The organism is Rathayibacter sp. PhB127, assembly GCF_003751665.1.
GTDB classification, from domain to species: Bacteria; Actinomycetota; Actinomycetes; order Actinomycetales; family Microbacteriaceae; genus Rathayibacter; species Rathayibacter festucae.
This window is the reverse complement of sequence record NZ_RKHW01000004.1, coordinates 13,029-33,693: the sequence shown is the minus strand read 5'-3', so window position 1 is coordinate 33,693 and position 20,665 is coordinate 13,029. Positions and strand designations below refer to the sequence as shown.

Here is a 20,665-nt window from a genome sequence, read left to right as displayed (position 1 = left end):
TACTCGAGCAGCATGAGATTCGCACGGTGCGCGGGCCGCTCGATCAGCATGAAAGGGGAGCGCCCCGCTCGATCAGCATGCGGGCGCGGGCAAGCCGCTCACCAGGCGTAGTCCTCCGGCGCCGTGCGGTGTCCGGGGAAGATCTCGTCGAGGCGGGCCAGGTCGGCGGGCTCGAGCGCGATGTCGACGGCCGCGACGGCGCTCTCGAGCTGCTCCATCGTGCGCGGCCCCGTGATCGGACCGGTGACACCCGGCTGGTGCAGCAGCCAGGCGAGCGCGAGCTCCCCCGGCGCGATCCCGCGCTCGCGGGCGAAGGCCTCGTACTGCTCCAGCGCGGGGCGGTTCTTCTCGATCGCCTCGAGCGAGCGGGCGGAGGCGCGACGGCTGCCCGACTCCGTCTTCTCGATCACGCCGCCGAGCAGGCCGCCCTGCAGCGGCGACCAGGGGATGACGCCGAGCCCGTAGTGCTGGGCGGCGGGCAGGACCTCGCGCTCGATGTCGCGGACGAGCAGGTTGTAGATCGACTGCTCGGAGGAGAGGCCGGTGAAGCGGCGGTCGCGGGCCGCCTCCTGCGCCTGCGCGATGTGCCAGCCGGCGAAGTTGCTCGAGCCGACGTAGAGGACCTTGCCCTGCTGCACGGCGACCTCCATCGCCTGCCAGATCTCGTCCCACGGCGTCGTGCGGTCGACGTGGTGGAACTGGTACAGGTCGATGTGGTCGGTCTGCAGGCGGCGCAGGCTGTCGTCGAGCGCGCGGCGGATGTTCAGAGCGGAGAGCCGCCCGCCGTTGGGCCAGGAGTCGCGGCCGCGCTCGGCGCCGGGGGCGGCGTGCTGCTCCATGTCGCCGTAGAGCTTGGTCGCGAGGACGGTGCGCTCGCGGCGCTCGCCGCCCTGCGCGAACCAGCGGCCGACGATCTCCTCCGTCGCGCCGCGTCCGCCCTCGCCGCCGTAGACGTTCGCGGTGTCGAAGAAGTTGACGCCGAGCTCGTGGGCGCGGTCCATGATCGCGAACGAGTCGGGCTCGCTGGTCTCCGGGCCGAAGTTCATGGTGCCCAGGACGGCGCGGGAGACGGACAGACCGGTGCGGCCGAGATTCGTGTACTGCATGCCTCCAGTTGACGCCGTCGCGGGCCCGGTGTCCAACAGGGCGGTGCGATGGGATTCAGCGCCCCCAGCGGTCAATGCAGGGCGGGCGGATGCGACGGTCCGGCCCGGGGGTGGTCACGGGCTGGAGCGCGATCAGCCATTTCTCAACGGCGCAGGCGAGGCGGGCGCGGAACTTCTTGCTCGAGAGCGGCGGCATCCTCCGCAGCAGCTCGGCAGTGACGAGGGCGACGGTCTCACTGCCCGGATCGCTCCGGCCTTGCGCGACCAGGATCTCTGCGAGGTCGACGCGCCAGTGCTCCAGGTGGATCGGCCCGGCCAGGGAGGGCGGCGTCGCCGCCATCACCCGGGAGAGAAGGCCGGCTGTCGCGGTCATCCGGGCGAGCTCGACGGCCGTCACACCGAGCTCCTCCTTCAGCCCGTCCCCGGTCGCCGTGGTCAGAGCGAGCGGATCCTCGAACCCGAGTCGCGTGAGGATGAGCCGGTGCGGAGCGTAGATCGGCAGATCCCACAGCCCGAGTCGGTCTCCGCCGCCGACGAGTCCGTCCACGACGGCGCCTCCGCGCAGATTCGAGACCTCGGGATCCTGCCGGATCCACCGCCGGAGCTCGAGCGACGTGAACGCCGACCGGAGGCGGAAGGCGGCTTCGCCCGCCTTGTCCTCGCCGAGGGCGGACAGAGCGGCGTTGTACGACCCGTAGGGATCGAGGGGCTGCCAGGGAGGTGGCGCGCCGGTGCAGTCGTCCCGGACCAGGTCCTGTTCTCGCACTCCGTACTCCGCCAGGACGGCCTCCCGGAGGTTCTCGAACCTCGTCTTCGTCGTGAGGAGCAGCGGGTCCTGCTCGCGCACCCGGTCGTCGACCTCCGCCCGCTCCAGGAGCGTACTCATCTGCCGGAAGCGCCGGCCGAGATCGCGGGGCGCCCGCTCGCTCGGCCGAGCGGAGTGCAGGTTGATCAGCACCGAGAAGTAGGTCATCAGCACACGCTGGGTGAGAAGCCGGTGCTCGGGCTGGTCGCGCATGCTCTCCGCCCTCGCCCGCAGCGAGTCCCGGTACCGGCGGAGGATGAGCGGGTCGTTCGAGCGCCGGTGGAGGAGGTGCTGGAGCGCAATGTCCGCTCCTCGGTTGCCCGGATCGATCTGCAGTGCCCGGCTGAGGAGGAGGACCGCCCGATCGGTGTCGTGCGCGAAGGTCGTCGTCGCGACGAATTGGAGGCCGACGCTGCGACCGTCCGTCGCTCCACCGAGACCCTCGAAGCCGGGATGCGCGCGGCTCAGGGCGATCACGACGACCCCCGCAGCGAGCGCGCACAGCATCGACCGCTCGGCTTCGGCGTCGTTCTCGCCGAAGAGACCGTGCTCGGACGGATCGCTCGGCGTTCTCAGCACAGCGGTCTGCACCGTCCGGCCGTTCCGGCTGATGACGACGCTCGCCGAATGCTCACCCGTGAACTGGAGGTCGACCTTCCAGGGTGCGCTGCCGACCAGCGCCGACAGTACCGCGAGCGCAGCCTTCGCCATGGCGTTGGCCGGCGCCGGAAGGAGGAAGGAGTCGGCGAGGGAGCTGACATCCGATCCGCGCGGCGTCTCGAGTCCGGCCGGTGGGCTGTTCCCGAACCGGCCGAGCACGGCGACCAACTGCGTCGTCCGCGCCGCGCTGAGATCGCGGTCTCCGTCCTTGTCGGTCGCCGACACCGAGATGCGCTTCCTCCCGATCAGGTGCGCGGCAGCGAAGATCACGGCGAGGAGCAGTGCGGCGAGGAAGCCGAGAAGGAGCGGCAGGACGAGCTCGAGCTGACGCGCTGTCCGAGCATCGACCCCCAGGTGCCCGATCGAGATCAGCGCGATCAGGAGGGCACCGACGAGTGCGCCGCCGGATGCGAACGCGAGCCCTCTCTGGGTGGCGTCCGACCGCATGCCTGGATTAGGGAGAGGAAGCAGCGTCGCTGCTCGAACGGCGATCACGAACGTGAGCAGGATCGCCCCGACCGCGGCCAGAACCGACGGAAGGAGCGGCTGCAGCCACGCCCCGGAGAAGGCGGCCCAGCCGCGTTCGAGATCTCCGGATGTGCCCGCCGGGCCCTCGGACTGCATCGAGAGCGCACTCTCTCGTTCCGCCGTGCACAAGCGGGCTGCTGCAGCCTTCGCGGCGGCGTCGGCACCGTCGGGGGAGGCGCGGACCTTGTCGATCAGGGCGAGAGCCTCGGCCGGTCTGCCGGCGTCGGTCAGTTCCTGGGCCGCGTCGCAGACCGCGTTGTTGTCGGATCCGAGGGTCGCGGGCTCCGGCGAGGCGGTCTGCGCGGGGGTCGACCGCGTCGTGGTCGTGGTGGTGGTCGTGGTGGTCGCGGGCTCCGGCTGGCCCGGTGTCGTGACCGTGGTCGTCTCCTCCACGGTGGTGCTGCTCGGGGAGGCCTCCTCGGCCGGCGCGGGGGCGGCCAGCAGACACGTGAGCACGCCCGACGCGAGGACGGCGAGGACGAGCCGCGCCGCTGCGGACCGCTCAGGGCGGAGGCGACGTGGGCGAGGGGCCGCAGTGTCGTCGACCGTGCGTGTCGTGCAGTGCGGAACAGGCATCGTCGCCTCCTGCGCACAGTGTGATCCTCAGGGAGATCGGAGGCAATACTCGAGCGCGTCACAGTTCGGGCAGGTTCTCGGGCCCGAGAGGGCGGAAGAGGCGGCTGCCGTGCGGGTTAGAGTCTGGGAGTGGCATCGAAGACGACTCAGCGCATCGTGATCGTGCTCGCGAGCACCCTCCTGCTCGCCGGCTGCACGTCGGCGGCCGACATCCCGGACGCGGCGCCGACCGCCGAGGCCGGTGCCGCGAGCTCCGCGACCGCCTCGACCGCGCCGAGCGCCGATGCCGAGACCGGTCCTCGTCCCGTGCCGAGCGTCTCGCTCGCGCCGGTGCCCGTCGCCGCGACCGGCGAGTGCGTGATCTCCGACCTCGCCGGCGGCGGCTCGATCGGGGACGTCGACCTCGAGGTCGTGCGCGACCGGGGGACCCGCGAGGGCGCCGCCGGGACGACGCGCACCGCGACCGACGGCACGCCCGCCGCGTACGTGGTCGCGGCCGGCGACAATCCCGCCCGCATCGCCGACCGCTTCTGCGTCAGCGCCGACTACCTCGACGCCCTGAACTCGGTCCGCCGCGACGGCGTCACCCTGAGCAGCCTCTTCGGCGGCGACACCCTCAACCTCAGCCCGTCGACGGTGCTGACCGTCGGCGACCAGAACGGCCGCGTCCTCGACAACGCCGAGCCCGAGCCGCTGCCGACCCAGGCCGGCTGACCCGGCCCTCCCCGCCGATCGAGCAGCCGCCGTGCATGCCGATCGACGCGCCCGCCGAGTCATGCTGATCGAGTAGCCCGCGAAGCGGGCGTATCGAGATCCACCACTGTCAGAACCTGAGTCTGCAGACCCATCTTTCTGAGGACGGTGGGTCTCGATACGCCCCTGCGGGGCTGCTCGACCACCATGGGCGGCGCGTCGGTCAGAGCCCGATCACGCGGACGAGCACGGCCGAGAGGGCGACCGTGCCGGCGAAGCCGGTCGTCCGGGCCCGGCGCTTCGACGGATCCTCGAGCCAGGGCAGGGCGTGCCAGCGCACGACGGCGCCGAACGCCCCGGCCGCCGCCAGCGCCACGAGCGCGAACCACGGCACGAGGGTCACCAGCGTCCAGTCGGCGAGCACCCGCACCAGCAGCAGCACGAGCGCCGACTCGACGCCGCGGGTGAGCACGCGCAGGCGGTCGCGGTCGAGGTGCTTCGCCGTGCGGCGCCAGGGGATGCTCCCGAGCGCGAAGCGGCCGACGGTGAAGACCGTGACGGCGAGGGCGATCAGCGTGGCGAGGATCATGCCTCCTCCTCCAGGACGTGGGCGAGCAGGTCGAGGCCGAGCGCGTCGACCGAGGTCGCGGTGCTCGAATTCACGAAGACGGCGACGCCGCGCTCCCGGTCCATCGCGAGCATGGTCGCGTAGCCGGCGGTGCCGCCGTTGTGCCAGGTCGTCGAGCCGCCGCCCTCCGCTGGGGAGGTGAACCAGGCGAGGCCGATGCGGTCGCCGTCGCCGGCGTCGAAGCGCGGCTCGAGGACGGTCGCGGCCGGGACGCCGAGCGCCGGGTCGTCGGTGAGCAGGGCGCTCGCGTACCGCGCCATGTCCGCGGCGGTCGAGCGGACGCCTCCGGCCGGCGCGTAGCCCTCGAGTGTCCACGGCCCGACCGAGCGGCCGCTCTCGGAGTAGCCCGTAGGCGCGTCCGGCGTGAGCGCGTCCGCCGAGACGGGGACCGAGCTGCCGGTCATCCCGAGCGGCGCGAAGATCCGATCCCGGACGAGGTCGGCGTAGTCGGCTCCCTCCGCCCGGGCGAGGGTCTGCCCCAGGACGGCGACGCCGAGGTTCGAGTACGCGACCTCGTCCGTCCCGCCGCCGCCGGCGCTCGCCGCCTGGCGCAGCACGTCGTCCGGCGAGAAGGTCGTGTACGGATCGACGCCGCGCAGCTGCGCGACGAGCGTCGCCGCCAGGTCGAGCGGGGCCGAGGAGAGGCGCGGGAGCCCGGAGCGATGGCTCGCCAGCTCCTCCAGCGTGCCGTCGAAGCCGCCCAGCTCCGCGTGGTCGCCGGCGCGATCGGCGAGGGCGACCGTCCCGGCGTCGGCGCTCTGCGCGAGGAGCAGCGCCGTCATCGTCTTGGTCACCGAGCCGATCTCGACCTCCGTGCTCTCGTCGGCGCCGAGTCCGGCGAACCGGACGCCGTCGGGAGTGACGACCGCGGCGACGAGCCGGTCGCGGGTGCCGTCGGCCCGCTCGGACAGCCACTGCGCGATGGCGGCGTCGCCCGTGCGCTCGTCCGAGAGCCGGGGGGCCTGCGGGCGCAGCAGCACCCCGCCGGCGAGCACGGCGACGGCCGCGGCGGCGGCGATCAGGCGGGTGCGGGTTCTCATCGGGGACCTCCTGCGGCGAGAAGGATCGTCAGCAGGGGCACCAGCCGCTCGGGCGGGATGCCGTAGCGCCCGCGCCCGCGCGCCTCGAGCCAGCCCGCCGCGACCAGCTGGTTGACGTGGTGGTAGATCTGGCCGGTCGTGCCGGCCCCCTCGCTCTCGGCGAGCTGCGCGACCGTCTCGACTCCGCCCGCGACCGCCTGCAGGAAGCGCAAGCGCACCGGGCTGCCCAGCGCGGCCAGCGCCGCCGGGCCCGGGCTCGACCCCCAGTCGCGCTCGAAGAACGCGTCGGTGCTGAGGCCGTACTGCCACTCGACCGGTCCGGACGGGGTGGCGACGGCCCCCGCGAACACGACCCCGCCCGGCGAGGGCAGCCGCTCCTTGAGCGCGGTGAGCGCCCAGAACGGGTCGTCCTGCGCCGGGGCGCCGGTGGCGGCGGTGCCGGGAGGAGCCGCGACGAGCGCGTCCCCCTCGAGCCGCGCCACCCGCTCCCGCAGCTCGTCGAGCTCGCCGGCGAGATCACGTTCGGAGGTCATACCTCCACTATTGCAAACATTCCGTAATCCCGTAACACCGGAACCCCGGCGCTGCTCCCGCGCGCCCATTCCTCAAGAGTTGTCGTACGCACTCTTCGAGTACGACAACTTCTGCGGACCCGCGACGTACCCGCGGGGCCTCGCCCGCCCCTCTCCTCGAAAGTTGCGGTAGTCGAGCGCGACTACCGCAACTTCTGGAGACTCGGGCGGTGGGCGTCGGCGCGCGGTGGGGTTGACTCCTCCGAAGTTGCGGTAGTGGCGCGCGACTACCGCAACTCTGGGTGACTCGCTCGAGCGAGCCGGGTGGTGGTGGGGCGAGTCCTCGAAAGTTGCGGTAGTCGGGTGCGACTACCGCAACTTTTGGAGGGTCAGGGTGGACGCCGGGAGGGCCGTCCGCGTCAGGCGAAGCGGGAGGGCAGCACGGCGCCGTTCACGGCGCGCAGCTCCTCGAGGGGCACCGTGAAGAGGCCCTGGACCTCGACGACGGGGGACTCGGCGTCGGTGACGCCGATCCGGAGGACGGGGTAGCCGCGGCCCTCGCAGAGCCCGCGGAACTTCACGTCGTCCTCGCGCGGCACGGACACGAGCACGCGGCCGGTCGACTCCGAGAAGAGGGCGGCGGTGGCGTCGACGCCGTCGCGCTCCATCAGCTCGTCCAGCCAGATCCGCACGCCGACCCCGAAGCGCAGCGCGGACTCGGCCAGCGCGACGACGAGGCCGCCGTCGGCGAGGTCGTGCGCGGAGGCGATCAGCGACTCGGTCGAGCCGGCCGCGATCAGCTCGGCCAGCGCCTTCTCGGCGGCGAGGTCGAGCTGCGGGGGACGCCCGCCGAGGTGGTCGTGCACGGTGCCGGCCCAGGCGGAGCCGTCGAGCTCGTCGCGGGTGACACCGAGGAGGTAGACGTTGTCGCCCTCGTCCTGCCAGCCGGAGGGGATGCGGCGGGCGACGTCGTCGATCACGCCGAGCACGCCGACGACGGGGGTCGGGAAGATCGGCACGTCGCCGGTCTGGTTGTAGAACGAGACGTTGCCGCCGGTGACGGGGATCTCCAGCTCGAGGCAGGCGTCGGCGAGCGCGCCGACGGCCTCGCGGAACTGCCACATCACCTCGGGGTTCTCCGGGCTGCCGAAGTTGAGGCAGTCCGAGACGGCGACGGGCGTCGCTCCGGTGACGGCGACGTTGCGGAACGCCTCGGCGAGCGCGAGGCGCGCGCCCTGCGCGGGGTCGAGCTGGCACCAGCGGCCGTTGGCGTCGGTGGCGACGGCGAAGCCCAGTCCGGACTCCTCGTCCACGCGGACCATGCCGCCGTCGTCGGGGTAGCTCAGCGCGGTGTTGCCGAGCACGTAGCGGTCGTACTGCGAAGTGATCCAGCTCTTGTCGGCGAGGTTCGCCGAGCCGAGCAGCGCGAGGGTCTCGGCGCGGAGGGCGTCGCCCTCGGTCGAGCGCGGCAGGCGCGAGGAGGAGTCGGCCTGCAGGGCGTCGAGCCAGGCGGGGTAGGCGATCGGGCGCTCGTAGACCGGGCCGTCGACGGCGACGGTGCGCGGGTCGACGTTGACGATCTCCTCGCCGTGCCAGTTGATGATGAGGCGGCCGGAGTCGGTGACCTCGCCGAGCACGCTGGTCTCGACGTCCCACTTGCGGACGACCTCCAGGAACGCGTCGAGCTTCTCAGGGCGGACGACCGCCATCATCCGCTCCTGCGACTCCGACATCAGGATCTCCTCGGCCGTCAGCGAGGGATCGCGCAGCAGCACCGAGTCGAGCTCGATGAACATGCCGCCGTCGCCGTTGGAGGCGAGCTCGGAGGTGGCGCAGGAGATGCCGGCCGCGCCGAGGTCCTGGATGCCCTCGACGAGGTCCTTGCGGAACAGCTCGAGGCAGCACTCGATGAGCACCTTCTCGGCGAACGGGTCACCGACCTGGACGGCCGGGCGCTTGGTCGGGCCGCCGTCGGCGAAGCTGTCGGAGGCGAGGATCGACGCGCCGCCGATGCCGTCGCCGCCGGTGCGCGCTCCGAAGAGCACGACCTTGTTGCCGACGCCGCGGGCGTTGGCGAGGTGCAGGTCCTCGTGGCGGAGGACGCCGACCGCGAGCGCGTTGACGAGCGGGTTCCCCTGGTAGACGGAGTCGAAGTACGTCTCGCCACCGATGTTCGGCAGGCCGAGGCAGTTGGCGTAGAAGGAGATGCCGGCGACCACGCCGTGCACGACGCGCGCGGTGTCGGGGTCGTCGATGTCGCCGAAGCGCAGCGCGTCCATCACGGCGACGGGGCGGGCGCCCATCGAGATGATGTCGCGGACGATGCCGCCGACGCCGGTGGCCGCGCCCTGGAACGGCTCGATGTAGCTGGGGTGGTTGTGGCTCTCGATCTTGAAGGTGACGGCCCAGCCCTCGCCCACGTCGACCACTCCGGCGTTCTCGCCCATGCCGACCATGAGGTTCTTCTTCATGGCGGGCGAGACCTTCTGCCCGAACTGGCGGAGGTACATCTTCGACGACTTGTAGGAGCAGTGCTCGCTCCACATCACCGAGTACATCGCCAGCTCGCCGCTCGTGGGGCGCCGGCCGAGGATCTCGCGGATGCTCGCGTACTCGTCGGGCTTCAGCCCCAGCGCCGCGTAGGGCTGCTCCTTCTCGGGAGTGACGGCCGCGTTCGCGGTGGTGTCGGGAACGGCGATGCGGGCGTCTGCGGTGCGGCTGTCTGCCATGTGCTGGAGGCTCCAGGAGAGAGGGTGGGGATGCGCGACGATCCTACCGGGGCGGGCGGTCGGCGCTCGGGGGCGGCCTCTCGGCGTCCTTCCCGTCGATCGGGCGCCGCCTAGGATCGGCCGGGTGGAGCGGGGGATCGGCACGGCGCGCGGAAGCGAGACGGCGCGGGCCGTCGGCACGACACGCGGAACCGGCACGGCGAGGGCCGCGGCCGTCCTCGCGACCCTGCTCTGGGCGCTCTGGCAGTGCTTCGGCAACCTGGGCGCCGCGAACATCTCCTCGGACGAGCCCGCCTACCTCTCCGTCGGCTGGAGCTACCTGCACGGCGACATGACGCCCAATCTCGAGCACCCGCCGACCGCGAAGTACCTGATCGGACTCGCGCAGGTCGTGCTCGGCGAGGGCCTGCTCGCGGGGCGGATCGCGGCCGGCGCGGCGACCCTCCTCACCGGCGTGATCCTCTGGTTCTGGTTGAAGCGCGAGCTCGGCACCGTCCTGGCGCTGATCCCGGCCGGCCTGTTCCTCCTCTTCCCGCGGACCACCGCGACCGGCGGCACCCGGATCGACCGGCTCGCGCTCCTGGAGCCGTTCATGGTGCTCTTCGCGGTCGCCGCGATGGCCGCCGCCTGGACCTGGGCGCGACGCGGGGCGGCGGGGGAGCGCAGTGGTCGGCTGATCGCCGTCGCCGGCGTCCTCTTCGCGCTGTCGGTCACCTCGAAGCTGACGACCCTGGCGCTGGCGCCGGTGTTCCTCGTGCCGCTGCTGCTGATCGGCGACCGCCGCCGGGCGCTCCGGGGCTTCGCGGCCTTCGCGCTCGCCTTCCTCGTGACCGCGGTGCTCGCCTACCTGCCGGTGCACCCGGTCGAGGCGATCCGCTACCTGCTCGACTTCCAGAGCGAGCACAACGCGAGCGGGCACATGATCGACGTCGCGGGGGCGCCGTACCGCTTCCCACCGTGGTGGGCGAACCTCTGGTTCATGCTGTCGGGCGTCGGTCCGGCGGCGCTCGCCGTGCTCGTGCTGGGCGGGCTGCTGGCGCTGCTCGCGCCGCGGCGGCGGGCGCTGGTGCTGTACCTGGCGGGCGCGACGCTGCTCCTGCTGGTGTTCCACCTGCTGATCAGCGCCGTCGCGCTGCCGCACTACTACGTGGCGTGGGCGTGGCTGCTCTGCGTGCTGGCCGGGGTGGGGATCGCCGAGGCGCTGCGCGACGGGCTCGTGCTGCCGTGGCGGATCGCGCGGCCGGCCGGTGTCCTGCTGCTGGTGGCCTCGCTGGTGATCGCGGCGGCGACCTCCGTCGGCATCGCGCAGGAGCGGCCGACCGGGATCGCGCGGGTGGCGGCCGCGCTGCACGAGCGCGGGCTCGACGGCGGGCTGGTGCTGGTGCAGGGGATGTCGTCGGGGGTCTACGTGCCCTACATCGGCGATCGGTACACGGCGGATCCGGCGTCGGAGGGGATCGTCGCGATCGCGATCGAGGAGTCGGCGCGCTTCCCGCTGGATCCGCGGGTCGAGGAGTACCTGGCGACCGATCCGACCGTGGTGCAGCTGGACGAGCTGCGGCTGGTGCTCACGGACGGCCCGCTGCCGGCGGAGTGACCGGGGTGTGCGCGGTTGCGCTGCACAACATCAGCTGAGAAGGGGGTGCCTCCGCTGTGGGGCGAGGGACCCCCTTCTCAGCTGATGTTGCGCGCGGGAGTTCGTGATCAGGCGGATCGGCAGGGCCCGGAGTCGACGGTCGCGGTCAGCGCCGGCGCCTCGGCGGCCACCGGTCCGAGCACCGAGAGCGGGATCGCGTAGCCCACGTTGTCGACCGAGGCGGCCTTGCCGAACACGACGCCCGAGACGGTGCCGTCGAGGGAGAGCAGCGGTCCGCCGGAGTTGCCCTGGTTCACGAGGGCCGCGAGCGTCAGCACCTCGCGCGAAGTCGGCGCGCCGTCGACCATCAGCGAGACGGTGGCGTCGGAGGAGATCTGCGCGGCGCCGAGCGTCAGCGGACCGCCGAACGGGTAGCCGGCCACCACGCCGTCATCGCCGGCCAGGACCGCGTCGTCGAGGGCGAGCGGCGCGGCGGAGAGCCCGTCGACCGCGATGACGGCGAGGTCGGCGGCGGCGTCGAGGTAGACGACGCGGCCGGTGCGCGGCGGCTCGTTCGGCGCCTCGACCACGGGCTGCGAGACTCCGGCCACCACGTGCGCGTTGGTGATCACCCGGTCGTCCGAGACGACGAAGCCGCTGCCCGTGACACCGACATCGCACGCCCAGGCGGTGCCGGAGACGCGCACCACCGAGTCGGTCGCGGTCGCGACCTCGGGGTCGTCCGTCGCGACGCTGGGGATGACCGGCGCCTCGGTCGGGGCGTCGAGGGCCTCGACGATCCAGGAGGTGCCCTCGTCGACGACGGTCGACTGCAGCTGCGCGAGGAAGCCGCGGACCGGGTCGGGCGTGAGGTCGTCGATGGTGCGGATGACGGTGGAGCCCGCGACGGACGTAGTGACCAGTGGGACGCCGAGCAGCGAGACCGCCGAGGTGACGGCGATCCAGACCAGCCCGGTGATGGCGACGCCGGCGACCCCGCCGGCGAGGCGATCGAGCAGGCCGAGCTTGACCTTGTCGGCGCCGCGGCCGAACACGGCGCCGATGGTCGCGCCGATCGCGTAGCCGACGCCGAGCAGCAGCACCGCGGTGCCGATCACGGCGAGCAGCCGCCACTCGCTGCCGGCCGCCCAGACGGAGACCGCGGGAACGGCGAAGGAGGCGGCGATCGCCCCGGCGACCACCCCCGCCAGGCCGCCGAGTGTGCGGAGGAAGCCGCGGCGCAGACCGTCGACGAGCGCGCCGATGAGGCTCAGCACGACGACGGCGTCGACGATCACGGATGCGCCCATGCGGAACTCCTCGCGGGTCGGGATCCTCCAGCATGACCGACCGCGGTTGCGGGGACACCCGGAGGACCCTGCGAGTCCCGGGCTCGGCACGCTGGTCGAGAGGACGCGGCTGGGCCGCGCGATGCCGGTCGAGAGGACGCGGCTGGGCCGCGCGATGCCGGTCGAGAGGACGCGGCGGGGCTGCGACATGCTGGTCGAGTAGCCCCGCAGGGGCGTATCGAGACCCGTCGTCCTCAGCAGGCCGGGTCTGCAGACTCTCCTCCTGGCGATGGTGGATCTCGATACGCCCGCTCCGCGGGCTACTCGATCAGCATGACTTCCCCGTACGTGCCGCCTAGAAGAAGGAGATGCAGTACGGCGCCGCGATCGGCGCGAAGAAGCGGTCGACGCTCTCGTGGTCCGCTTCCGCCAGCGTCACCGCTCCGGCCCGCGCCAGCGTGGACGGGCGGGCGGAGCCGAGCAGCAGCGTGCCGAGGTCGGCGACGTCCAGCGACAGGGTCGCCGCGTCGTCGCTGCGCTCCACCCGGCCCTCGCCGCCCTCGACCGTGATGCGGTAGGTCCCGTCGACGAGGCCGAGCTCGTCGCGGACCGCGAGCGCCAGCGTGCCGTCGCTCGTCCACGGCCGCGCACCGAACGCCGCCGCCACGTCGAGCACGCGGGTCCAGATCAGGTCGGCGACCTTCGTCACCTCCACGACGCGCGCGTCGCGCAGCGCCCAGGTCAGCGGGTCGTCGACGGGAGCCATGTCCCAGGTGACGGTCGAGGCGAGGTCGACGGCGCCGAGGAAGCCCCAGAGCCCGAGGTAGGCGTCGGCGGTCGCGGCGACCAGGTCGACGACTTCGAGGGTTCGGTCGTCCTCGTCCGGCCCGACGGCCTTGTAGGTGACGTAGCCGTCGAGCCGGCCGTCGGCGTCGAGGTGCACGGCGGAGCGGACGGCGCGGCCCGGCGCGGTCTCGCCGGGCTCGGTGCCGACGGCGTTCGCGGCGTAGCGCGACTGCCGGGTCAGCGAGCCGGGGGTGCGCGCGTGAAAGGCGCGGAAGACCTCCTCGACCCGCGACTGCAGCCAGGTCGTCGCGACGACCTCGACGCGGCCGGCCGGCTCGACCTGCAGAGCGAAGCGCGGGCCGGTGTCGACGCGGATCGAGCGGGTGAACGCCGAGCGGCCGAAGCCGAACCGGCGGTAGATCGAGGCCTCGCTCGCGGTGAGCACGGCGACCGCGGCGCCCGATTCGCGGGCCAGGCGCAGGTCGTCGGTGATCATGGCGCGGAGGATCCCGCGGCGACGGTGCGTGGCCCGGACAGTGACCTGCGAGACGAGGTGCGCGGCGAGCTCGCGCCCCCGGCCGACCTGCAGCGACCCGGGGAACGCGGCGTAGGTGGCGACCGGGACGGACTCGCCGTCGATGCCCTCGGGGGAGGCTGCGTCGTGCACCGCGGTCAGCTCGCGCTGGTCGGCGACCATGTGCTCGGCCCAGTCGCGCCACTGCTCCGGCGTGTACTCCTTCTCGTGGAACCCCGCGTTGATCGCGGTGCCCCAGGCGGCCGTGGCGGCGTCGGGTCCGCCCTCGGTGGTCAGGGCGGCGGGGAAGCGACGGAATTCGAGACCGGGAAGGGACATCCGTCCAGCTTAGGCACCCGGCCTGCGCGGGTGCTCCGGGGGCCGGAGCGGCGGTCGCTCGGCGCACGCCGCGTGCTCGCGGGTCCACCTCCGGCTCGTGGAACCGCGTCGGGCTCGCTGCATCCGCCCGTTTTCGCGAGCCGAGGGCGTTTCCACGTGCCGGAGGTGCGGCCCGGGGAGCTCCGGCTCGCGGAACCGCGTCGGGCTCGCTGCATCCGCCCGTTTTCGCGAGCCGAGGGCGTTTCCACGTGCCGGAGGTGTGGCCCGGGGAGCTCCGGCTCGCGGATTCGGGTCGGGCTCGCTGGATCCGCGCGTTTCGGCGTGCCGAAGGTGTTTCCGCGTGCCGGAGGTGTGGTCGGGGGAGCTCCGGCTCGTGGAAACGGGTCGAGCTCGTCCGATCAGCAGGCTTCCGCGTACCGAGGGTGATTCCGCGTGCCGAGGGTGATTCCGCGTGCCAGAGGTGCGGCCCAGGAGCTTCGGCACGCGGAATCACGTCGGGCTCGCTGGATCCGCGCGTTTCGGCGAGCCAAGGGTGTTTCCGCGTGCCGGAGGTGCGGCCGGGCGAGATCCGGCTCGCGGATTCGCGTCCGGCTCGCCGGATCAGCGGGTTCCCGCGTGCCGAGGCCGGTTCCGCGTGCCGGAGGTGGTCAGAGGGCGCGCCAGCGCTTCTCCAGCGCGTCGTCGACGGCCTCCGCCAGTCCGGCGAGCGCCCCGGGGTCCGGCGCCGCCGCCACGACGCGCGCGCAGGCCGCCGCGATCACCGCGCGCCGCCGCGGCAGCGTCGCCGTGAACCCGCAGTCGCGCAGCAGCAGGAGCACCCGCTCGGCCGGAGCCTCGACCGCCAGCGCCAGCAGCAGCCGCCGCTCGAACGGCGCCTCCGGCACCATCAGCCGCCAGAAGCCGTCCGCGTCCTGGAACGCCGCCGGCGGATCCGGCACCCGGGCCAGCAGCGCGAGCGCCGCGGCCAGCCCGTCCATGTCCGCCCGCGCGACGAGCCCGCGCAGCCGCGACTCCACATCCGTCCCGGGACCCGGCCCGAGCGTCACCGCGGCGAGCGCGCGCGCGTCGAGCCGTCGCTCCGTCTGCTCGTCCGGCACCGTCTCGTCCGCCGACCACCACGAGAGCAGCGGAGTCGCCGCCACGGCGAAGTCGCCTGGCCGCCGCTCCAGCGCGATCAGCAGGTCCTCCGACGCGGCCAGCGCCACCAGTGCGTCGACGTCGACCGCGAGCACGGTCCCCGAGATCGACGGCAGCACGAGGTGCCGCCCCGACGGCGGCACGATCTCCGCCCGGGTCCGCGCGCCGGGCCCGCGGGTGCTCGCACGCAGGATCGCCGCCTCGAGCGTGTCCGAGCCCGTGTCCGCGCCCGTCCGCGCCGCATCGCCCCCGAAGATCCGTCCACCGCGCGCCATCCCGCCACGCTACCGTCGGCGGCATGACCCGCCTCGTCGCCCTCCTCCGCGGAGTGAACGTCAACGGCCGCACCGTCCGCAGCGCGGACCTCGCCGCCACCGTCGCGAGCGTCGGCGGCACGGCCGTCCGCACGGTGCTCGCCAGCGGCAACGCCGCCTTCGACTCCGACCGCGACCCCGCCGAGCTGAAGCCCGCGCTGGAGGCGGCCCTCGGCGAGCGCTTCGGCTACGACGCCTGGATCGTCCTCGTCACGCAGGAGGCGCTCGCCGCGGCGGCCGCCGCCTACCCGTTCGAGCGGATCGACGAGACCGCGCACCCCTACGTCGTCTTCGGCTCCGACTCCGCCGCCCTCGACGCGGCGGAGTCCGCGGTCGGCGCGACCGACCCGGATGTCGAGCTGCTCGCCCGCGGCGACGGCGTCCTCTACTGGCGCTGCCCGAAGGGCTCCTCCACCGACACTCCGGCCGCGAAGATCCTGGCCCGTGCGGTCTTCCGCTCGACCACGACGACCCGGAACCTCCGCACCGTGGAGAAGCTCGTCACCGCCTGAGATGCGGACCGCGCAGCCCTTTCCGGCTGAGAACTCGCACATTCTTTGGTTAGGCTGTCCTTAGTGCACGGCGTCCGTCGCCCGTTGCGCGCCACGACCACAGCCTTCCGAAAGGGAACAATGCCCCGCGCCACCAAGTCGCTCGCGCTCGTCGCGACCGCCCTGCTCACCGTCGGCCTCGCCGGCTGCTCGTCCGCCGCGGCCGGCTCCGACACCGCCGACAGCGACTTCACCCCGATCACCATCGAGCACGCGCTCGGCACCACGACCATCGAGTCGCAGCCGGAGCGCGTCGCGACCGTCAACTGGGCCAACCACGAGGTCCCGCTCGCGCTCGGCGTGGTCCCGGTCGGCATGGCCGCCGCGAACTTCGGCGACGACGACGGCGACGGACTGCTCCCCTGGGTGTCCGAGAAGCTCGAGGAGCTCGGCGGCGAGACTCCCGTCCTCTTCGACGAGACCGACGGCATCGACTTCGAGGCCGTCGCCGACACGCAGCCCGACGTGATCCTCGCCGCCTACTCCGGCCTCACCCAGGAGGACTACGACACGCTGACCGAGATCGCGCCCGTCGTCGCCTACCCCGAGACCGCCTGGGGCACCTCCTGGCGCGACACCATCACCTTCAACAGCGAGGCGATGGGCATGGCCGACGAGGGCGCCGCGCTGATCGGCGAGCTCGAGACCGAGATCGAGGAGAAGGTCGCCGCGCACCCGCAGCTCGCCGGCGCCTCGGCGATGTTCCTCACCCACGTCGACCCGACCGACCTCAGCCAGGTCAGCTTCTACACGACGCACGACACCCGCCCGGCCTTCTTCGAGGACCTCGGCCTGACCACGCCGGAGAGCATCGCGACCGCCTCGGCCACCACCGACGCGTTCTCGCTCACCCAGAGCGCCGAGCAGGCCGACGCGTTCAACGACGTCGACGTCATCGTCACCTACGGCGACGACGAGCTCGTGAACACCCTCAAGGCCGACCCGCTGCTCTCGCAGATCCCGGCCGTGCAGAACGACGCCATCGTCCGCCTGCCTTCCACGCCGCTCGGCACCGCCGCGAACCCGACCCCGCTGTCGATCTCGTACGTGCTGGACGACTACCTCGCCATGCTGGCCGAGGCCGCGGACAAGGCGGCGTGATCCACTCCCTCCCGACTGCGTGAGCTCCCACCGCGTGACCCTCACCGCACCTCCCGTCTCGGGTGCCGCCGCCGTGCGGCGCCCGAGGCGTCTGCGCGCCCTCTGGCTGCTCGTCTCGCTGCTGGTGCTGGCCGGCGTCGCGGTGGTCTCGGTGATGATCGGCTCGCGCGACGTGGCCTGGAGCGACGTGGTCGCCGCGTTCGGCGGCTCCACCGACGGCTTCGGGCAGGCCGCGGTCGCCAAGCGCCTCCCGCGCACCGTCCTCGCCGCGATCGCCGGCGCCGCGCTCGGGGTCGCCGGCGTGCTGATGCAGGGCGTCACCCGCAATCCGCTCGCCGACCCCGGGATCCTCGGCGTCAACACCGGCGCCTCGCTCGCGGTCGTCACCGGCATCGTCTTCTTCGGCCTCTCGACCGCGACCGGCTTCATCTGGGTCGCGATCGGCGGCGCGGCCGTCGCCGCCGTCTTCGTCTACGTCGTCGGCTCGCTCGGCCGCGGGGGAGCGACGCCGCTCAAGCTCGCGCTCGCCGGCGCCGCCACCTCCGCCGCGCTCGTCTCCGTGATCAGCGCGATCGTCCTGCCGCGCGCCGACCTCTCCGGCGGCATCCGCTCCTGGCAGATCGGCGGGGTCGGCGGCGGCACCTTCGCGAGCATCGGCCAGGTCCTGCCCTTCCTCGCCGTCGGACTCGTGCTCTGCGTGCTCTCGGCGAAGAGTCTCAACACCCTGGCGCTCGGCGACGAGCTGGCGGCCGGCCTCGGCGAGCGCGTGGCCCTGGCCCGCGGCGCGGCGGCCCTCGGCGCCGTCGTCCTCTGCGGAGCGACCACCGCGGTCACCGGGCCGATCGGCTTCGTCGGCCTGGTCGTCCCGCACGCCTGCCGGCTGCTCGTCGGCGTCGACCACCGCTGGCTGCTCCCCTTCTCCGCGGTCGCCGGCGCGGTCCTGCTGATCGGCGCGGACGTCGTCGGCCGGATCGTCGCGCGCCCGAGCGAGATCGACGTCGGCATCATCACCGCGCTGATCGGCGCCCCTGTCTTCATCGCGATCGTCCGCCGGCAGAAGGTGCGCGAGCTGTGACCGCCGTGCAGTCCCGGCCCGCGGCCCGTTCCGCCGCACCCTCCGCCACGGCCCTCGCCGTCGCGGCGAGCCGTCGCCGCCGCGGGGCCCGCCGCCGCACCGTGGTCGCCGTGCTCGTCGCGCTGCTCGTCGTCGTCTTCGCCGTCTCGCTGATCGTCGGCCAGACGATCTACTCGCCGGCCGAGGTCGTCCGGGTGATCCTCGGCGAGCAGGTCCCCGGCGCCTCCTTCACGGTCGGACGCCTGCGGCTGCCGCGCGCGATCCTCGGCGTGCTCGTCGGCCTCTGCTTCGGCCTCGGCGGCGTCGCCTTCCAGACGATGCTGCGCAATCCGCTGGCCAGCCCCGACATCATCGGCATCAGCGCCGGGGCGAGCGCCGCCGCGGCCTTCGCCATCGTGACGCTGTCGCTCGGAGCGACGCAGGTCTCGGTCCTCGCCATCGCCGCGGGCCTCCTCGTCGCGCTCGTCGTCTACGCCCTCTCCTACCGCAGCGGAGTCGCGGGCACCCGGCTGATCCTGATCGGGATCGGCGTCGCCGCGATGCTCGACAGCGTCACCGCCTACGTGCTCTCCCGCGCCGCCGCCTTCGACTTCCAGGAGGCCAGCCGCTGGCTCACCGGCAGCCTCAACGGCGCCCGCTGGAGCGAGGTCGTGCCGGTGCTGATCGCCGTGGTCGTCCTCACCCCCGTCCTGCTCGCCCGCTCGCGCGACCTCTCCGGCACCCAGCTCGGCGACGACACCGCCTCCGCGCTGGGCATCCGGGTGAACCGCACCCGCCTCGTCGTGATCGTCGCCGCCGTCGGCCTGATCGCCTTCGCGACCGCGGCGGCCGGCCCGATCGCGTTCGTCGCCTTCCTCTCCGGCCCGATCGCCGCGCGGCTGGTCGGTCCCGGCCGCTCGCTGCTCATCCCGTCGGCGCTGGTCGGCGCGCTGCTCGTGCTCGTCGCCGACTTCGTCGGGCAGTACGCGCTGGGCCTGCGCTACCCGGTCGGCGTCGTCACCGGCGTGCTCGGCGCGCCGTACCTGATCTACCTCATCGTCCGCAGCAACCGATCGGGAGGCTCCCTGTGACCGCCGAGCACACCCTCACCGTCGACGCGCTCACCCTGGGCTACGGCGACCGCACCGTCGTCGAGGGACTCGACCTCGTCGTCCCGCCCGGCCGGATCACCGCCATCGTCGGCGCGAACGCCTGCGGCAAGTCGACCCTCCTGCGCTCGATGTCGCGACTGCTGGCGCCGCGCGCCGGCACCGTGCTGCTCGACGGCAAGGCCGTGCACAGGACGCCCGCGAAGCAGCTCGCGCGCACGCTGGGCCTCCTGCCGCAGTCGCCGATCGCTCCGGAGGGGATCACCGTCGCGGATCTCGTCGGCCGCGGCCGCCACCCGCACCAGGGCATCCTCAGCCGCTGGAACGCGCACGACGACGAGGCCGTCGCGACCGCGCTCGACGCGACCGACACCGCTGCCCTCGCCGACCGCGCGGTCGACGAGCTCAGCGGCGGCCAGCGCCAGCGGGTCTGGATCGCGATGGCCCTCGCCCAGGAGACCGACCTGCTGCTGCTGGACGAGCCGACCACCTTCCTTGACGTCAGCCACCAGGTCGAGGTGCTCGACCTCCTCGTCGACCTCAACCGCAACCGCGGCACGACGGTCGTGATGGTCCTGCACGACCTCAACCTCGCGGCCCGCTACGCCGACCACCTCGTCGCCCTCGCCGGCGGCACCGTGCACGCCGCCGGCACCCCCGCCGAGGTCCTGACCGAGGACACGGTCCGCGCCGTCTTCGGCCTGGACAGCCGCATCATCACCGACCCCACCTCCGGCACCCCGCTGATGCTCCCGCTCGGCCGCCACCGCCTGACCGCCGGCCCGGACGAGGCCGACCTGCAGCCCCTCGGCTGACCGCCCGGCGCGGGTCTCCTCCCCAGGCGAAAGATTCCTCCGCTCTCCACGAAGTTCAAGCCCACCCTGACTCTTGAGCAGCAGGGAGGGCTGGAATACCCTGATGACCATGACGAGCGGACCCCGGGTCCTCGCGGCCCGCGCCTACCGGGACGGCACTCCCTGGTGGACCATCGAGATCCCCGAGCTGACGTCGACCGCGCCGAACGGAGTCGAGATCGTCGCGACCGGAGGCGCGGTCTCGACCCGGGGCATCCCGGCCGCCGCCCGCGAGCTCGCCGCCGTGCACCTCGACGTCGGCGTCGACGAGGTGGACGTGCGGGTGACCGTCGAGGCGCCGCCCGAGGTCCTCGCGATCTGGAACGAGGGCGCCCGCGCCGAGGAGGCGGCCCGCGCCGCACTGCGGCACGCCGGCGTACTCCGCCGCGAGGCCGTCCGGACCCTCCGCGCCGACGGCTACACCGTCGAGGCCGTCGCGGCCGCCCTGGGGATCAGCCCCGCTCGCGTCTCGCAGCTCGCGGCCACCCCCGATGCAGGGGACGCCCTCGCGGAGACCGCCTGACGAGCAGCGCAACGAAGGCCGAACGCCCGGGATCGCCCGGAGATCCGCGGATCCGGTCGTGCAGCCCTCGTTCCGCAGGCGACTCCGCGGCCACTGGCGCGCACCGGCCGCGCAGACCGTCCGGGGCCCGCAGATGTCGGACGTGTAAACGGTTCCAGACGGCGACCGGGGGGCGTATACGATACCCGGTGTCCGCGCGGACGGCCTGTCGACGGCGGAGCCCGCCGCACCCGTGCCCCGA

General features: G+C 73.3%; 17 protein-coding genes. 8 read left to right on the top strand and 9 right to left on the bottom strand.

Annotated features, from left to right (window positions below):
• Nucleotides 1-98 precede the first annotated feature (98 nt).
• The gene (locus EDF22_RS16630) at nt 99-1,106 is read right to left on the bottom strand and encodes an aldo/keto reductase (RefSeq protein WP_123705988.1); all 1,008 of its coding nucleotides are present in this window, start codon (nt 1,104-1,106) and stop codon (nt 99-101) included.
• A gap of 55 nt (nt 1,107-1,161) precedes the next feature.
• Nucleotides 1,162-3,555, bottom strand: a complete 2,394-nt coding sequence (locus EDF22_RS16625; protein ID WP_148059220.1) for a hypothetical protein — start codon at nt 3,553-3,555, stop codon at nt 1,162-1,164.
• Between the two features lie 249 nt (nt 3,556-3,804).
• On the opposite strand from EDF22_RS16625, the gene EDF22_RS16620 reads away from it, so the two are divergent.
• Nucleotides 3,805-4,389 carry a hypothetical protein gene (locus EDF22_RS16620; protein WP_123705986.1) on the top strand — a complete coding sequence of 195 codons (585 nt, stop codon included), beginning with the start codon at nt 3,805-3,807 and terminating at the stop codon, nt 4,387-4,389.
• Nucleotides 4,390-4,591: 202 nt separating this feature from the next.
• On the opposite strand, the gene EDF22_RS16615 is transcribed toward EDF22_RS16620, so the two are convergent.
• The 4 genes from EDF22_RS16615 to purL all read right to left on the bottom strand — a co-directional run bounded on the left by EDF22_RS16615 (nt 4,592) and on the right by purL (nt 9,277).
• A complete protein-coding gene (locus tag EDF22_RS16615) occupies nt 4,592-4,957 on the bottom strand; it encodes a hypothetical protein (RefSeq protein WP_123705985.1) in 366 nt (121 codons plus the stop codon).
• Nucleotides 4,954-6,036: a serine hydrolase gene (locus EDF22_RS16610; RefSeq protein WP_123705984.1), complete on the bottom strand. Its 1,083-nt coding sequence runs from the start codon at nt 6,034-6,036 to the stop codon at nt 4,954-4,956. Before EDF22_RS16610 ends, EDF22_RS16615 begins: the two co-directional genes overlap by 4 nt.
• Nucleotides 6,033-6,569 (bottom strand): helix-turn-helix transcriptional regulator, encoded by a 537-nt coding sequence (locus EDF22_RS16605; RefSeq protein ID WP_123705983.1) that lies wholly within the window; start codon nt 6,567-6,569, stop codon nt 6,033-6,035. Before EDF22_RS16605 ends, EDF22_RS16610 begins: the two co-directional genes overlap by 4 nt.
• Nucleotides 6,570-6,967: 398 nt before the next feature.
• Complete coding sequence (purL, locus tag EDF22_RS16600; RefSeq protein WP_123447094.1) at nt 6,968-9,277, bottom strand: phosphoribosylformylglycinamidine synthase subunit PurL; 2,310 nt, start codon at nt 9,275-9,277, stop codon at nt 6,968-6,970.
• A gap of 124 nt (nt 9,278-9,401) precedes the next feature.
• Here purL and EDF22_RS16595 point away from each other — a divergent pair, with 124 nt between their 5' ends.
• Nucleotides 9,402-10,874, top strand: coding sequence for a glycosyltransferase family 39 protein (locus tag EDF22_RS16595; RefSeq protein ID WP_185039052.1), 1,473 nt, complete (start codon nt 9,402-9,404; stop codon nt 10,872-10,874).
• A 107-nt stretch (nt 10,875-10,981) separates the two neighbouring features.
• Here EDF22_RS16595 and EDF22_RS16590 read toward each other — a convergent pair whose 3' ends face one another.
• From EDF22_RS16590 to EDF22_RS16580, 3 genes are all read right to left on the bottom strand, one after another.
• Entirely contained in the window at nt 10,982-12,163 is a 1,182-nt protein-coding gene (locus tag EDF22_RS16590; RefSeq protein WP_185039048.1) for a MarP family serine protease, read from the bottom strand.
• Nucleotides 12,164-12,497: 334 nt separating this feature from the next.
• A complete protein-coding gene (locus EDF22_RS16585; protein WP_123705980.1) occupies nt 12,498-13,781 on the bottom strand; it encodes a GNAT family N-acetyltransferase in 1,284 nt (427 codons plus the stop codon).
• 647 nt (nt 13,782-14,428) lie between these two features.
• Complete coding sequence (locus EDF22_RS16580) at nt 14,429-15,193, bottom strand: DUF2254 family protein (RefSeq protein ID WP_123705979.1); 765 nt, start codon at nt 15,191-15,193, stop codon at nt 14,429-14,431.
• Nucleotides 15,194-15,216: 23 nt separating this feature from the next.
• Here EDF22_RS16580 and EDF22_RS16575 point away from each other — a divergent pair, with 23 nt between their 5' ends.
• From EDF22_RS16575 to EDF22_RS16550, 6 genes are all read left to right on the top strand, one after another.
• Nucleotides 15,217-15,744 carry a DUF1697 domain-containing protein gene (locus EDF22_RS16575; protein ID WP_123705978.1) on the top strand — a complete coding sequence of 176 codons (528 nt, stop codon included), beginning with the start codon at nt 15,217-15,219 and terminating at the stop codon, nt 15,742-15,744.
• Between the two features lie 120 nt (nt 15,745-15,864).
• Nucleotides 15,865-16,884: an iron-siderophore ABC transporter substrate-binding protein gene (locus EDF22_RS16570; protein ID WP_123705977.1), complete on the top strand. Its 1,020-nt coding sequence runs from the start codon at nt 15,865-15,867 to the stop codon at nt 16,882-16,884.
• A gap of 19 nt (nt 16,885-16,903) precedes the next feature.
• On the top strand, nt 16,904-17,959 hold the full coding sequence (locus EDF22_RS16565) for an iron ABC transporter permease (RefSeq protein ID WP_260303522.1): 1,056 nt from the start codon (nt 16,904-16,906) through the stop codon (nt 17,957-17,959).
• The gene (locus tag EDF22_RS16560) at nt 17,956-19,029 is read left to right on the top strand and encodes a FecCD family ABC transporter permease (RefSeq protein WP_397459921.1); all 1,074 of its coding nucleotides are present in this window, start codon (nt 17,956-17,958) and stop codon (nt 19,027-19,029) included. The genes EDF22_RS16565 and EDF22_RS16560 overlap by 4 nt, the downstream gene beginning before the upstream one ends.
• Nucleotides 19,026-19,862: an ABC transporter ATP-binding protein gene (locus EDF22_RS16555; RefSeq protein ID WP_123705976.1), complete on the top strand. Its 837-nt coding sequence runs from the start codon at nt 19,026-19,028 to the stop codon at nt 19,860-19,862. The genes EDF22_RS16560 and EDF22_RS16555 overlap by 4 nt, the downstream gene beginning before the upstream one ends.
• Nucleotides 19,863-19,971: 109 nt before the next feature.
• On the top strand, nt 19,972-20,424 hold the full coding sequence (locus EDF22_RS16550) for a hypothetical protein (RefSeq protein ID WP_148059219.1): 453 nt from the start codon (nt 19,972-19,974) through the stop codon (nt 20,422-20,424).
• Nucleotides 20,425-20,665: the final 241 nt, after the last annotated feature.

What these genes read in the sequence shown, in the direction of transcription:
- EDF22_RS16630 (WP_123705988.1), bottom strand. Translation starts at nt 1,106, where the DNA reads ATGCAGTACACGAATCTCGGCCGCACCGGTCTGTCCGTCTCCCGCGCC.
- EDF22_RS16615 (WP_123705985.1), bottom strand. Translation starts at nt 4,957, where the DNA reads ATGATCCTCGCCACGCTGATCGCCCTCGCCGTCACGGTCTTCACCGTC.
- EDF22_RS16610 (WP_123705984.1), bottom strand. Translation starts at nt 6,036, where the DNA reads ATGAGAACCCGCACCCGCCTGATCGCCGCCGCCGCGGCCGTCGCCGTG.
- EDF22_RS16605 (WP_123705983.1), bottom strand. Translation starts at nt 6,569, where the DNA reads ATGACCTCCGAACGTGATCTCGCCGGCGAGCTCGACGAGCTGCGGGAG.
- purL (WP_123447094.1), bottom strand. Translation starts at nt 9,277, where the DNA reads ATGGCAGACAGCCGCACCGCAGACGCCCGCATCGCCGTTCCCGACACC.
- EDF22_RS16590 (WP_185039048.1), bottom strand. Translation starts at nt 12,163, where the DNA reads ATGGGCGCATCCGTGATCGTCGACGCCGTCGTCGTGCTGAGCCTCATC.
- EDF22_RS16585 (WP_123705980.1), bottom strand. Translation starts at nt 13,781, where the DNA reads ATGTCCCTTCCCGGTCTCGAATTCCGTCGCTTCCCCGCCGCCCTGACC.
- EDF22_RS16580 (WP_123705979.1), bottom strand. Translation starts at nt 15,193, where the DNA reads ATGGCGCGCGGTGGACGGATCTTCGGGGGCGATGCGGCGCGGACGGGC.
- EDF22_RS16575 (WP_123705978.1), top strand. Translation starts at nt 15,217, where the DNA reads ATGACCCGCCTCGTCGCCCTCCTCCGCGGAGTGAACGTCAACGGCCGC.
- EDF22_RS16570 (WP_123705977.1), top strand. Translation starts at nt 15,865, where the DNA reads ATGCCCCGCGCCACCAAGTCGCTCGCGCTCGTCGCGACCGCCCTGCTC.
- EDF22_RS16550 (WP_148059219.1), top strand. Translation starts at nt 19,972, where the DNA reads ATGACGAGCGGACCCCGGGTCCTCGCGGCCCGCGCCTACCGGGACGGC.